The 13,899-nt window shown below is 64.8% G+C and carries 13 protein-coding genes; 3 read left to right on the top strand and 10 right to left on the bottom strand.

The features are described 5' to 3' along the window. Window position 1 precedes the first annotated feature (1 nt). On the bottom strand, window positions 2-2,113 hold the full coding sequence (locus tag FA85_RS12125) for a TonB-dependent receptor family protein (protein WP_051944055.1): 2,112 nt from the start codon (window positions 2,111-2,113) through the stop codon (window positions 2-4). 172 nt (window positions 2,114-2,285) lie between these two features. Here FA85_RS12125 and FA85_RS12130 point away from each other — a divergent pair, with 172 nt between their 5' ends. Beyond that, the gene (locus FA85_RS12130; protein ID WP_036116419.1) at window positions 2,286-3,134 is read left to right on the top strand and encodes a class I SAM-dependent methyltransferase; all 849 of its coding nucleotides are present in this window, start codon (window positions 2,286-2,288) and stop codon (window positions 3,132-3,134) included. Between the two features lies 1 nt (window position 3,135). After that, window positions 3,136-3,684 (top strand): rRNA large subunit pseudouridine synthase E, encoded by a 549-nt coding sequence (locus FA85_RS12135; protein ID WP_036116417.1) that lies wholly within the window; start codon window positions 3,136-3,138, stop codon window positions 3,682-3,684. Window positions 3,685-3,720: 36 nt separating this feature from the next. Here the strand turns inward: FA85_RS12135 and FA85_RS12140 are convergent, their stop codons facing one another. The 9 genes from FA85_RS12140 to FA85_RS12180 all read right to left on the bottom strand — a co-directional run bounded on the left by FA85_RS12140 (window position 3,721) and on the right by FA85_RS12180 (window position 12,915). Then, complete coding sequence (locus FA85_RS12140; protein WP_036116415.1) at window positions 3,721-4,827, bottom strand: ATP-binding protein; 1,107 nt, start codon at window positions 4,825-4,827, stop codon at window positions 3,721-3,723. Between the two features lie 71 nt (window positions 4,828-4,898). Beyond that, window positions 4,899-6,050 carry a galactonate dehydratase gene (gene dgoD / locus FA85_RS12145; RefSeq protein WP_036116413.1) on the bottom strand — a complete coding sequence of 384 codons (1,152 nt, stop codon included), beginning with the start codon at window positions 6,048-6,050 and terminating at the stop codon, window positions 4,899-4,901. Window positions 6,051-6,052: 2 nt separating this feature from the next. Then, on the bottom strand, window positions 6,053-6,664 hold the full coding sequence (locus FA85_RS12150) for a 2-dehydro-3-deoxy-6-phosphogalactonate aldolase (protein WP_036116410.1): 612 nt from the start codon (window positions 6,662-6,664) through the stop codon (window positions 6,053-6,055). A 5-nt stretch (window positions 6,665-6,669) separates the two neighbouring features. Further along, on the bottom strand, window positions 6,670-7,479 hold the full coding sequence (locus tag FA85_RS12155; protein WP_239708941.1) for an SDR family oxidoreductase: 810 nt from the start codon (window positions 7,477-7,479) through the stop codon (window positions 6,670-6,672). Further along, window positions 7,476-8,369 carry an SMP-30/gluconolactonase/LRE family protein gene (locus FA85_RS12160; RefSeq protein ID WP_036116407.1) on the bottom strand — a complete coding sequence of 298 codons (894 nt, stop codon included), beginning with the start codon at window positions 8,367-8,369 and terminating at the stop codon, window positions 7,476-7,478. Before FA85_RS12160 ends, FA85_RS12155 begins: the two co-directional genes overlap by 4 nt. After that, a complete protein-coding gene (gene araH / locus FA85_RS12165) occupies window positions 8,369-9,370 on the bottom strand; it encodes an L-arabinose ABC transporter permease AraH (RefSeq protein WP_051944054.1) in 1,002 nt (333 codons plus the stop codon). The genes FA85_RS12160 and araH overlap by 1 nt, the downstream gene beginning before the upstream one ends. Further along, complete coding sequence (araG, locus tag FA85_RS12170) at window positions 9,367-10,902, bottom strand: L-arabinose ABC transporter ATP-binding protein AraG (RefSeq protein ID WP_197056538.1); 1,536 nt, start codon at window positions 10,900-10,902, stop codon at window positions 9,367-9,369. Before araG ends, araH begins: the two co-directional genes overlap by 4 nt. Beyond that, window positions 10,902-11,894 carry an arabinose ABC transporter substrate-binding protein gene (locus tag FA85_RS12175; protein ID WP_036116405.1) on the bottom strand — a complete coding sequence of 331 codons (993 nt, stop codon included), beginning with the start codon at window positions 11,892-11,894 and terminating at the stop codon, window positions 10,902-10,904. Before FA85_RS12175 ends, araG begins: the two co-directional genes overlap by 1 nt. 16 nt (window positions 11,895-11,910) lie before the next feature. After that, window positions 11,911-12,915, bottom strand: coding sequence for a 2-dehydro-3-deoxygalactonokinase (locus FA85_RS12180; protein ID WP_036116403.1), 1,005 nt, complete (start codon window positions 12,913-12,915; stop codon window positions 11,911-11,913). Between the two features lie 132 nt (window positions 12,916-13,047). On the opposite strand from FA85_RS12180, the gene FA85_RS12185 reads away from it, so the two are divergent. Beyond that, complete coding sequence (locus tag FA85_RS12185) at window positions 13,048-13,896, top strand: LysR substrate-binding domain-containing protein (protein WP_197056539.1); 849 nt, start codon at window positions 13,048-13,050, stop codon at window positions 13,894-13,896. The last annotated feature ends 3 nt before the right edge of the window (window positions 13,897-13,899 follow it).

Below are 13,899 nucleotides of genomic sequence, written 5' to 3' on the forward strand. Positions count from 1 at the left end.
CTTACCGCCAGCGCAAATCCACACCCACCAGGAACGTCCGTCCCGGCGCCGGCTCGTAATATCGCCCGTTGCCGTCATTGACGATCACCGAGCCCACCACGTGCCGGTCGGCGAGGTTGTCCATCCTCGCGAACGTGTTGATCCGCCACGGGCCGTCATCGACGATGTACCCGCCGGACAGACCGAACAGCGCGTATCCCGCGGCCGACTCGGTCCCCAGGTCGTTCACCGAGGTCGAGCCCATGGCATTCATATCCAGCCCGACCTGCCAGCCACGCTCGGCACCGTACTTCAGCGCGGCATAACCGTTCGAGCGTGGCACGCCGGGAATGCGCGTCCCCGCGGCCACCGGCGTATCCGGCGTGGAGCAGCCGGTCGAAACGCAGGTGAGAAACGGCGTACGGAAGGTCGCCTGCAGGCGCGTGTACGACGCGACGAAGTCGAGGTTCGGGGCGAGCTCGGTGCGGAAGGATGCTTCCAGCCCCTGACGGCGCGAGCGCGCGATGTTCTGGTAGGTCGTGCGACCCCCCAGGTTGGTCGCCACGGCCAGCTCGTCGTCGCTGTCCGCACGGAACACGGCGAGGCCGGCTTCGGTGTGGTCGGACGGCTGCAGCTTGATGCCGACTTCGCCGTTGTGCGAGCGCGAGGGTTTCAGTTCGAAGGCGAGACCCGCACCGCCATCGGCGCGATATCCGAGCTCGGAGAAGGTCGGCGTCTCGAAGCCGCGACCCCAGTTCGCGTACACATGTGCCCATGGGGCCGCACGCCACATCACACCGAAGGCCGGCGTGGTCGCGCTGTACTTCGTGGTGCCGCTGTCGTCCGGGTTGCCTGCGGCGATGTATCGATCCGTCGAGCGGAAGCGCACCTCGCTGTGACGCAAGCCGCCCATCAGACTCCAGTCCTCGGCGACACGCCACGTGGCCTGTGCGTACTGGTCGAAGTCGAACACGCGGTCGATCTCGTCGCGACGTTTCGCGCCCTGTACGCCGAGGGTATTGCCGATGTAGTTGTTGTAACCCTGGCGATGCTGTTCCTGGTTGTCGTAGCTGATGCCACCGGCGACCTCGAAGGGCCGGCCGGCCAGCGTGTCGCTCCAGGTCCAGCGCGCGTCGCCGCCGCCGTATTCGTTATCCAGGTCGACGACGCCGCCGGAGTTGCCCGGCTGAGCCGCCTGCGTCGCCTTGGGAATCGACAGGTACTGGGTGACGCTGCGCTGGCCGTAATAGCCCATGACGCGCAGGCTGTTCGCGCTGTCGATGCGCTGGTCCCAGATCAGACCGGCCTGCTGCTGATCGGTCGACTTGCGCGTGTTGTACGTCTCCGCGACCGAGGCGACCTGCTGCGGGTCGGCTTTCACCTGGGCCCGGGTCAGACCGAGCGGATCCTGCGCATCCGGCACGTCGACAGTGTTCACGACCAGCGTCAGCTTGCTGTCGTCGTCGATCTTCCAGCCGATCTTCGCGTTACCGGACTCGCGGCGCGCGGCGCTGTGATCGCGGTAGCCGCTGGTGCGGAAATGGCTGAAGTCGATGTTGTAGTCCACCGGGCCTTCGGTGCCGCGCGCGTTGACCGAGCTGCGGAAGTTGCCGTTGCTGCCGCCGGCCACACCGAAGCGCAGCTCCGGGGTCTCGGTACCGTCGGCGGTGAAGATCTGCACGACGCCGCCTGACGCATTGCCGTAGAGGGCCGAGAACGGCCCGCGCAACACTTCGATACGGTCGGAGGAATCGAGGTTGAAGTGCGATACCTGGCCCTGACCGTCCGGCATGGTCGCCGGAATGCCGTCGGTGTACAGGCGGATGCCGCGGATGCCGAAGGTGGAACGCGCGCCGAAGCCGCGAATCGACACCTGGGCGTCCTGCGCATAGTTCTGGCGGTCACGGGCGATAATGCCGGGAATGGATTGCACGCGCTCCGAGAGATTCACGTCCAGCGAGCCATCGGGAGGCGTCGTCACCACGTCGATCGCCGCCGGAATATCGTAGGGAGACTGGGCGGTACGGGTGGCCGTGACCACGACGGGTGTCAGCGTGGCTTCCTGTGCGGCGGCGTTGCCGGCCAGCGCGAGGAGTACGCCAGCGGCGAGCGGGCGAAGGGGGAAAGAGCGCATGTGTGAGGATCCCTGCGGAACAAATGCTGCAATGCAGAAGGCGCCCAGTGTAACGGCACGGATGTTTTCGCGCTTTCACCGGTCCGCCGCAGACGAACGGAAAGGCAGGTGGCAGGGCCGGATCGCCGTGCTAGCCTTCCCGGCTACATTCCCGCAAACACCCGGTGTCGCCATGAAGAAGCTCGCATTCGCCTGCGCTGGACTGCTCGGTCTGGCCCTCTCGCACACCGCGCTGGCGGCCGACGTCGACCAGCCCGCGCAGACCACGCCACCCGCCAGCGCCGGTCAGCTCAGCTCGGCCCAGCTCGACAAGGCGATCGCCGGCAGCTGGCGTTCGCCGGAGAACAAGGCGCGCGACGTCTACCGTCACCCCAAGCAGATGCTGACCTTCTTCGGTATTCGCCCGGATATGACCGTGATCGAGATCTGGCCGTCGGGCGGCTGGTTCACCGAGATACTGGCGCCTTACCTGCACGACAACGGCCACTACATCGGCGCGATCGAGACCGGCTCCAAGGGCGTGGCCTCGATGCAGAAGAAGTTCTCGTTCGCCCCGGCACAGTACGGCACGGCAAAGATCGTGGAGTTCAACCACAAGGCCCCTGTGCTGGGCGCACCGGGATCGGCCGACATGGTGCTGACCTTCCGCAACGTGCATAACTGGGCCGCCGATGGCAGTGCCGAAGCGATGTTCAAGTCGTTCTTCACGGTGCTCAAGCCCGGCGGCGTGCTCGGCGTGGAAGACCATCGCGCCGACGCGGGCAAGAAGCTCGACGACGTGGTCAACTCCGGCTACCTGCCGACCGACTACGTGATCAAGCTCGCCACCGATGCCGGCTTCAAGCTGGACGCGCAGAGCGAGATCAACGCCAATCCGAAGGATGACCACAACCATCCCAAGGGCGTGTGGACGCTGCCGCCGACCTACGACATGGGCGAGACGGACAAGGCGAAGTGGGCGGCGATCGGCGAGTCCGATCGCATGACGCTGCGCTTCGTGAAGCCCGCTTCCGCGAAGTAAGGTGCTGGTCGCGCTTAACAAGCCCTACGGGGTGCTCTGTCAGTTCACCGACGAAGCCGGCCGGCGCACGCTGGCCGACTTCGTGCCGCAGAAGGGAGTCTACGCGGCGGGGCGACTGGACCACGACAGCGAAGGTCTGCTGCTTTTGACCGATGACGGTAAGTTGCAGCATCGCCTGGCCGACCCGAAGCACAAGCAGCCGAAGACGTATGTCGTGCAGGTCGAGGGTGTGCCCTCCGAGGAAGCCCTCGGGCGCCTGCGTCGCGGCGTGACGCTCAACGACGGGCCGACGCTACCGGCGGGGGTCGAGACGATAGACGAGCCGGAGTGGCTGTGGCCGCGCGATCCGCCGGTGCGTTTTCGCAAGACCGTGCCGGACGGATGGTTGCGGATCGTGCTGCGCGAAGGGCGTAATCGCCAGGTGCGGCGGATGACGGCGGCGGTAGGCCTCCCCACCTTGCGGCTTATCCGCGAAGCGATCGGCGACTATCGCCTGGACGGGCTGGGCCTGGGCGAGGTCCGTGTCATCGAGTCGCGTTTTTTCAGGTAGGAGCGCGACTCGCGGGCGACATCTTCGGCCTCACGTTCACGTGCCTGCGCGGAGGTGTAGCAGCACGGCACGATCTTCGATTTCATAGTCACCTTGCCTGCCCGTGGGTGCGACGAGTTCCATTCTGGTCAGTCGCTTCAGCGCAGCCTGGATCTTCGCAGTCGTAAGGCTCGCGTCGATGTCAGGCCAGCGGCTCAGCCAGGCGACGGATTCGGTGCTGTATACCGATGGATGACCGGGTTGCGCCAGCATGTTCATCAAGGCGAGTTCGAGTGGTCGCAATTCTTCGAGCAGCGCGCCCGCACCCGCCTCCGTGTGCGACTGCATCCACTTCGCCATCGCGGCATCGATATTGCCGTTGCCCGCGATCAACAGGTGCAGGATCACTTCGTTGAGGAACTCGGGCGTCCGGCCGAGTCGTTCGAACGCGTTTCTGAGCGACGCCTCGTCGATCCGGGCTCGGGTACGTTCCGCGAGAAAAACCACTCGGTCTTCGATGAAGTCGTCGCCAAGGTCGGGGAGCTGTACGGGCATCGCAGACGCGAACAGCGGCGCTCTTTGCTGGCGGAACATATGGTTCAAACCCTCGCGGGAGGATCCCGTGTAAAACACCAGTAGTCGCCCTTGCAGTTTCTGGATCACCGTCCTTAGTGCCGCGACGAAGTCTTCGCGCTTTGCTCCGGCCAGCGCCTGGACCTCGTCGAGCACAAGGAGGGTGACGTCTTTCTCCGCAAGCGCGGACAGGGCGAAGTCGAGCCTGTTCTCCAGAACGGCATCGGGCGTGAAACTCACGGGCTCGAGAGTCGATTCGACTTCGGCGGCGCCGGCGCTCGCCTTGGCGCGAAGCTGCCTGAAACGTAGACGTCGCTTCCAGCCGCTGCGTCTTGCCTCGAGGAAAGCCTCCAGGCCCTCGACGAGCGCAAGTTCCGGCTCGCCTCTTCGCCTCCAGAGATCGATATACAGCGTCTTCCAGCCGAGCTCATGAGCAGCCGGGATGAGCTCGTGCCGGACGAAGGAAGTCTTACCCTGCCGTCGAGGGGCAAACAGCGTCACCCCTTGCTTCAGTCCGCTGGTCAGGATCTGAAGGACGTCCTCAACGAGTCCTTTCCGGGGGAAGTACGGCAGTTCGAACGACCGGCCCATACCAGTTATCCATAATTATTCAAAGTTGAATAATTATGGATAATCTGAGAAACGTCAATTCGCGCAATGGCTTACCATTCCGCGACCGACCCATCCTTATGCCGCCACAGCGGATTCCGCCACTCCGCGGCCTCGCGGCTGCGTTCGATGATCCGCTCCTCGTCCACGTCGATACCCAGACCCGGACCGGTGAACGGCTGCGCATAACCGCCGTCGTCCAGCTTCAGCGCGTCCTTGTTGCGGACGTAGTCGAGCACCTCGCCACCCTTGTTGTAGTGGATACCCATGCTCTGTTCCTGCAGCGTGGCGTTCCAGCTGACGAAGTCCACGTGCAGGCACGCGGCCAGGGCGATCGGGCCCAGCGGGCAGTGCGGGGCGAGCGCTACGTCATAGGCCTCGGCCATGGCGGCGATCTTCACGCACTCGGTGATCCCGCCCGCGTGTGACAGATCGGGCTGCAGGATAGAAATGCCGCCGCGCTCGAGCACATGCTTGAACTCGTAACGCGAGTACATGCGCTCTCCCGCCGCGAGCGGAATGGACGTCTGTTCGGCGATGCGAGGGTAGTACTCGGCAAGTTCTGCCAGCACCGGCTCTTCGATGAAGAGGGGGCGGAACGGCTCCAGTTCCTTCACCAGCACCTTGGCCATCGGCGCGGAGACGCGACCGTGGAAATCGAGACCGAACTCGATGGTGTTACCGAAGGCCTCGCGGATCTCGGCGACACGGGCGACCGCGGCGTCGACCGCCTTGCTCGAGTCGATGATCGCCATTTCTTCGCAACCGTTCATCTTGAACGTGTCGAAGCCATGGGTCAGGCGTTCACGAATCTGCGCGATGACGTCCGCCGGACGATCGCCGCCGACCCAGCAATAGGTCTTCATGCGGTCGCGCACGCGCCCACCGAGCAGTTCGTATACCGGGGCATCGAGCACCTTGCCCTTGATGTCCCAGAGCGCCTGGTCGATGCCGGCGATGGCGCTCATGAAGACGGCGCCGCCGCGGTAGAAGCCGCCGCGATACATCGCCTGCCAGATGTCGTTGATGCGCGCGGGATCCTGTCCGATGACGAATTCGGACAGCTCCTGCACGGCGGCCTCGACGGTGCGCGCGCGGCCTTCCACCACGGGCTCGCCCCAGCCGACGACGCCTTCGTCGGTCTCCATCTTGAGGAACATCCAGCGAGGCGGAACGCGATAGGTGGTGATCTTGGTGACTTTCATGCTCAGACCGAACGATAGGCTTTGACGAAGGCGGCGGCCTGGTCGCGCGTGCGGGAGACGGGCTGTCCTGGTTTATACAGGTCGCCGCCCAGACCCGCGCCGATGCAACCGGCGTCGAGGAACTGTCCGAGATTATCGGGTGTGACCCCACCCACCGCCAGCAGCGGCACATCGGGTGGCAACACGGCACGAATCGCCTTGATGTACGCCGGTCCGAGGTTGGTCGCCGGGAACAGCTTCAGCGACTGCGCTCCGGCGGCGAGGGCGGCGAATGCCTCGCTCGGCGTCATGAAACCGATCGCCGTGTAGAGATTGCGCTCGCGCGCCTTGCGGATGGTTGCCGGATCCGTGTTGGGCGTGACCATCAGATGGCCGCCCAGATCGGCGACTTCGGATGCCAGCTCGGGCGACAGCACGGTCCCCGCGCCCACCAATGCACGCTTGCCGGCCGCCTGGACGGCCAGCGGGATGCTGCGTCGCCAGTCCGGGGAATTGAGCGGAATCTCGATCGCATCGAAACCGGCTTCGATCAGTGCCTCGACGTGGTCGACGACCTCGTCGGGAGTGATGCCGCGCAGGATCGCGATAAGGGGAAGAGCGGTAGGCCAGGCCATGACGATTACTCGTGGTAAAGCTGCGAACGACCGCCGTCGATGCGGATGTCGGCGGCATTGATGTAGCGGGCCTCATCGGAAGCGAGGAACAGCGCCGTATAGGCGATCTCCAGCGGTTCGCCGATGCGCTTGTTGGGCAGGATATCGGTCTGCTTGCGGCGCTCGGCCACCGGATCCGCGGCGGCGGCAAAGCCGGCTTCCGCGATCGCGGTGAGGACCAGTCCCGGCGAGATCGAGTTCACCCGGATGTTGTGCGGCGCGTACTCGATACCGAGTGCCTTGGTCAGGCCGATAAGGCCGTGCTTGGCGACGGGGTAGGGGAAGCAGTGCGGAATGATCTTGTGCCCATGCACCGAAGCGATATTGACGATGCTGCCGCGACCGAGCGAGAGCATGCCCGGCAGGACGGCCCTGGCGCAGTTCCACGCGCCTTTCAGGTCCACCTCGAAGCAACGCGCCCACTCGTCATCGGTGAGCGACAGCGGCTCGTTGAAGACGTTGATACCCGCGTTGTTGATCAGTACGTCCGGCGCGCCGAAGCGCTCCGTCGCGGCGGCCACCATGCGCGTGATGGCCTCCCCGTCGGTGATATCGGCCTGAAACAGCATCGCATCGTCGGTGTTCAGCGATGCCAGCGTCTCACGTGCCTGCGCGTTGTCCTCTAGCACATTGAGCACGACCTTCGCCCCATGCGCCGCGAACAACCTCGCCGTCGCCGCACCGATGCCCTGCGTCGCACCCGTCACGATGGCGACCTTCCCAGCCAGGCGGGGAAGCGGTGTCGTGCGCGGGTCCGCGGTCATGACAGCGCTCACGTGACGACCTTGTGCCCGTAGCGGGCTTCGGGAAGACCGCGACCGCGCGGCGGCGTGCCGATGAAGATCGCACCGTTGAGCGGCTCGTCCTTCAGCACGGCCTCGTCGAGACCCTTGTACGCGGAAGTGATCACCATCCGGTCCAGCTCGGCGCCGGCAAAGCTCACGCAGCTGGGCTGGCGCGCGGGCAGCTCGATGGTGGCATCGACGCGACCGTCGGGTGCGTAGCGCACCACGCGGGACGCCGCCCACTGCGCATTCCACAGGTAGCCTTCCGCATCGATCGTCGAGCCGTCGGGCTCATGACCGGCGCTCAGCTCGGCGAAACCGCGGATGCGGTCGACCTCACCCGTGCTGTCGTCGTAGTCGCAGGCCATGATCCGTGCCGTCGGCGAATCGGTGAAATACATCGTTTTCCCGTCAGGGCTGAAACAGATGCTGTTGGTGATGGCGGCCTTGGGCAATGACAGGCGGCTGAGCCCGCCTGCCGGCGTGTAACGCCAGAACGAAGCGATCTGCTCCGGGCCGCGCTCGTTGAGGGTGCCGAAGATGAAGTTGCCACCCCGGTCGCAGCGACCGTCGTTGGCGCGGGTGCCGGCGACATCCGCCTCGATGTCCCCGAGCACGTGCAGCTTGCCGTCGCGTGTATCGAAACGGGCCAGCTGCTTCTCCAGTGCCAGCAGCAGTACGCCGGGCTCATGGGTCAGGGCGAAGCAACAGACGCGGGCGGGCAGCGCGTGTTCGCGCACCACGCCCGTGCCGGGGTCGTAGTCGTAGATCGTTGACGCGGAGATGTCGGTCCAGCGGACCAGTCCCATCAGGTCGTCCCAGATCACGCCCTCGCCATGGGCCTGGCGCTGCGGGGACAAGGGTTTGAACGAATCGGTCATCAGCGGGCTTGCCTGCGGTTCTTGAGCTGGTCCACGAGGACGGCGATCAGGAGGATCGTGCCGCGGACCAGATACTGGTAGAAGGCGTCGATGTTCATCAGACTCATCGCATTCTGCACAGTTCCCATGATGAGAACGCCAACGAGCACGCCGCTGATGCTCGCCCGGCCGCCCATCAGCGAGACGCCGCCCAGGACGCAGGCCGAAATCACGTTGAGCTCGAAGCCCTCACCCGCATTGGGCTGACCGCTGGTCATGCGCGAAGCGAGGATGATGCCGGCCAGTGCGGCGACCAGGCCCTGAATCAGGAAGATCAGGATCCGCACGCGGTCCACCGGCACACCGGCAAGACGCGCGGCATCGGGATTGCCACCGATGGCCAGCGTATTGCGGCCGTAGATCGTCTTGTTGAGCAGTACACCGAAGAGGACGAAGCAGCCCAGCGTGACCCACACCGGCACCGGCAGACCGAACAGCTCCGCGCTGCCCAGGGTGAAGAACGCCTCGCTGGTGACGCCGACCGCCTGGCCCGAAGACGCGATGAAGGCCAGACCGCGGACGATCTCCATCGTCGCCAGCGTCGTGATCAGCGCGTTGATCTTCAGCTTGGCGATGACCGCGCCGTTGATGAAGCCGATGAACGCACCGGCCAGCAGGCTCGCGCCGATACCCAGCGTGACGCTGCCGGTGGCGTTGGAGACGATGGCGCAGAACACGCCGGCAAAAGCCACGGTGGAACCGACCGAAAGATCGAAGTCCCGCGAAGCCAGACAGAACATCATGGTGCAGGCGACCATGCCGATCTGTGAGACGGACAAGGCCAGGCCGACGATGTTGTCCCACGAGAAGAAGTACTGCACGGTGACGCTCAGCACCCCGAACAGCACGATGAAGATGCCGATCAGACTGTAGTCGTCGATAGCCTGCCAGAGCAGGGCACGGCGGCGGTCGTCGCGTGTTTCGCGCGTCGCGCCTATGGCGGCGGCATTGGGTTCGGTCATGGTGAAACGTTCCTCGTCGGGATGGCGCTGGCGCCTTCATTGAGAGCGGCGGCGAGGACGTTCTCCTCATTCGCCTGCGCGCGGTCGAACTGTGCGGTGATGCGACCGCGGCACATGGTGACGACGCGGTCGGAGACGCCGAGCACTTCGGGAAGTTCGCTCGAGATCATCACCACGGCGACGCCACGGTCGGCCAGTTCGTAAAGCACGTTGTAGATTTCGTTCTTGGCGCCGACGTCGATGCCGCGGGTGGGCTCGTCGACGATGAGCACGCGGAGATCTTTCTCGGCCAGCCAGCGCGACAGTACGGCTTTCTGCTGATTGCCGCCCGAGAGCAGACGAATCTCCTGCCGACGATGCGGCGTACGGATGCGCAGGCGATCGATGAAGGTGTCGGCGGTGCGCGCCTCATTGCGGTCGTTGACGAACAGGCCCGCCGTGAGATGGTTGCGTCGCGCGCTGATGTTGATGTTTTCCGACACCGAGCGCACGCCGATGATGCCGTCTTCCTTGCGGTCCTCGGGGCAGAACACCAGACCGTGACGAATGGCGTCGCGCACGTGCGATGGCTTCACCGCACGCCCGTCCACCGTGACTTCCCCGGCAGTGCGGCGATCCGCACCGTAAATCACTCGCATCACCTCACTGCGACCCGCGCCGACCAGACCGAAGAAACCGACGATCTCGCCCGCCTTCACCTCGAAGCTCACGGGCAGCTGCACGGCGCGGCCGGTGACGGCCTTGACGTCGAGACGCACCTTGCCGTGCGCACGGTGGCGATAACCGAAGATATCGCTGATCTCGCGACCGACCATGCGCTGCACGAGCTGGTCGCGGGTGACGCCTTCGAGCGTGTCGAAGTCGGCCACCTTACGTCCGTCGCGGAAGATCGTGGCGGCATCGCAAAGCTCGAAAATCTCATCGAGGCGATGCGAGATGTAGATCATGGCCTTGCCCTGCGCACGCAGGTCGTTGACCAGGCGGAACAGCACCTCGGTCTCACGGTGCGACAGCGAGCTGGTCGGCTCGTCGAGGGCGAGGATCTTCGCGTCGCGAAGGATCGCCTTGACGATCTCGACCATCTGCCGCTGACCGATCGACAGCTGCCTGAGCTTCGCACGCGGGTCGAGGTCGACACCGAGGGCGTCGAGGCGCTCACGCGTCCAGGCCAGCGCCTTGCGCCGGTCGACCAGGCCGAAACGCGTTGGCAGGCGACCGAGCAGGAGGTTCTCCATGACCGAGAGCTCCGGTACGTACTGGAGCTCCTGGTGGATCACGGCGACACCGGCGTCGATGGCGTCGGCGGCCTTGCGGAAATGCATGACCTGACCGTCGATCGCCACCTCACCCTCGTCGGGGATGTATTCGCCGCCGAGAATTTTCATCATCGTCGACTTGCCGGCACCGTTCTCGCCGAGCAGGCCGTGAACGGTGCCGGCACGCACGGCGAAACCCACGTCGCCGAGCGCGCGCACGCCCGGGAACGTCTTCCCGATGTGGCGAAATTCCAGGCGTGGCGTGTCACTCATCATCAGAGACCCATTTCCTTGCGGACTTCCGTCACGTTGGCGCGTGTCACCAGCTTGCCGGTGGTCAGCGTGAGCGGCGGCGGGGCCTTGTCGTTCTTGATCCATTCGTACATGTTCACCGAGGTCTCATAGCCATGACGCTTCGGGCTGATCAGTACGCTGCCGAAGAAGCCGGTCGGCTGGGCTTTGGCGAACTCGTTGAGTGCCGACTTGCTGCCGCCGATACCCACGCCGATCATGTTGTCGGCGCGGAAGTTACGACCTTCCGCAGCGCGCACGGCACCGAGCACGGCTTCATCGTTCAGGCCGAACGCGACCCAGTGCTTGAACTTCGGGTTCTGCGTGATGGCGATGTTGGCCGCGTTGAACGCGTTCTCCGTATCGGTCTTGGCTTGCGGCGCGTTGATTACGTTAGCCTTCGGGAAACCCGCGGCGGTGAGCGCGGCGATCGCGCCATCCGTACGGTCCTTGGCGGTCGGCAGCTGGTCGTACGAAATACGCAGCGCGCCGGTCTCTTCCGGCTTCCAGCCACGCTTCTTCATCTCGTCGGAGATCGCCTGACCGACCTGCTCACCGATCTTGGTCGCCGAGATGCCCATGTGCGGCACGGATTCGATCGGCTTGCCCGAACCGTCGACGAGGCGATCGTCCACGGTCATCAGCTTGAGCTTGTCGATCCTGGCCTTGGCGACGATCGACGGCCCGAGCTTGACGTCCGGCGTGCAGATGACGAAGCCCTGCGCATGCTGGGACTTCAGGTTGTCGATGGCGGTGAGCACCTGCCCGCCATCGGGAGCGGCAATCTTGACCAGGGTGAAGCCTTTTTCCTTGGCGGCCTGTTCGGCGTACTTCCACTCGTCCTGGAACCAGGGCTCCTCGGGCTGTTTCACCACGAAACCGATCTTGACCGGCTCGTCGGCGGCGAAAGCCGGTGCCGAGCCGATAGCGAGTGCGACAGCCAGGACACGTAGGCCCAGTGCGATTTTCGTTTTCATGCGTTCCCTCCTCGGATTACTCATGGTCGACCAGCCCACGGCGACGGGCCACGGCGATCGCGCCGGCTCCCGCTAGATCGCGTTGGTCGTCGTCGCCCAGCACCGTCACGGTGCCGGAGAAAAAGTCGTCGCCTTCGACCAGCCGCGCGATCGCTTCGCGCAGGATCGGCTTGCCGCTGACGACAAAGCGCGTGCCCGGACTCATCCGGATCGCGCTGGAATTCTTGAGGGTGAGCAGGTCGGAACCCAGCACCGCGCCGAGCAGGAAGTTGGCGCGCGCATTGGCGTCGTACACCGCGAACTGATCGAGGATACGCACGCTGAAGCACGCACGGCCCAGGCCTATCTTGTTCGCCGAAGCGGCACCCGCCAGCAGCATTTCCGGATCGATGCGTTTGGCGAAGCCTTCCTTCAGCGAGCCAGCCAGGATGGTGTCGTGCGAGATCACGTGCAGCAGCTCACCGGCCAGCGTCGTGACGCAGCCGTCGATGCGCCCGCTCTTGTCGATGCTGACGAACTTCGAGTGCGAGCCTGGCAGCACGATGACGGTGGGTTCGTCGAGGCCCAGGCGTTCGACCAGCGCGAAGGATTCGGTCTCCTCGCCGCGCATCATGTCCATCGCCTCGCAGTTGTGCAGGCCGATGTGGTCGACGGCGTTACGCACACCCGGCACGAACCAGATCGGCGCGTGCCATACGTTTTCGACCAGCGACTCGCGCATGGCCTTTGCCAGGTCGTCGATGCTTGCCGGTGCCGGTACGTGCGGAATCTCGCAGAGCCCCACATTGGAGGTGATCATGCCCGAGGCGAGTACGCGGCCGATGTCGCCGGCTTCCAGCCTGGCGTTGGCGAGAGCTTCGGCGATGGTCTCGCGGACGCCTTCCTCCAGCTTGCGCGTATTGCCGGTAATGGCGGTGTCGCGTACGCCGACCTGTCGGGCACCGTGTCCAACGACCTTGCCGTCCTGCCAGACGGTGACTCGCGTGTTGGTCGTGCCTGTGTCGATGGTGAGGATGTTCATCGAGTGTCCGTGGGAAGAGCGCTACGGATTCTTGGCGTTCGCGAATCAGGCAGGCAAACTAGAATTTGTCGGGGTCTTCCCCAAAAAAAATTTGATGACTTCGCAATGAAGCGCTCCCTACCCCTGAATGCCGTGCGCGTCTTCGAACTTGCAGCGCAGCATTTGAGCTTTACGAAGGCTGGTGAAGAACTCTCTCTGACGGCGGCCGCGGTGAGCGCTCAGGTCAAATTGCTGGAGTCCTATCTCGGTACGCCGTTATTTGTGCGGAGCAACAATCGACTGTCGCTGACGGCGGCCGGTGAGAATTATTTTCCCCGCGTTCGCGACGCGTTTCGTGCGCTGCAACATGCTACGGGCCAGGTGATGGGCGAGCCCCCGGCCTCTTTGAGGGTGTCGGTGCCGCCCACGTTCGGTACGAAATGGCTGGTGCCGAGGTTGTTCCGCTTTTTCGGAAGGCATCCCGGGATCGCTGTCGAGGTCGTGACGGACGGTGCCGAGGAGGGTGGCTGGGACCTCGCGATCGACGATCGGCTGGGCGAGGGTCTCGAGCAGGTCATCCTGGCGAGCAGCGGCTACACGCCGGTGTGTTCGCCCGCTGTGGCGGCTCGTGTCGGGGAGCCTGCCTCGCTGCTCGACCAGATGCTGTTGCATGAGCGGTCCAATCGCCGCTCGGCGGCCGCGGCGAGCTGGGATCAGTGGTTCGAGCGCGCGGGGATCGAGCCCGGAGCCATCGCGCGCGACATGGGCTTTGGTGACGGCACGATGATGCTGCAGGCGGCGATCGAGGGGCAGGGCGTGGCGCTGGCGCAGGAACTGCTGGTCGCATATGACCTCGCCGCCGGGCGACTGGTCGAGCCGTTCCGGCTCGAATTGCCGTTGCAGCACACGTATTATCTGGCGGTGTCGCGTGATGCGGCGTCGCGCGAGGAGACGATGGTGTTTCGCGACTGGTTGTTCGCCGAAGTGTCGGTCGGGGCGTGAGCG

Source organism: Luteibacter mycovicinus, from assembly GCF_000745235.1.
Classification (GTDB): domain Bacteria; phylum Pseudomonadota; class Gammaproteobacteria; order Xanthomonadales; family Rhodanobacteraceae; genus Luteibacter; species Luteibacter mycovicinus.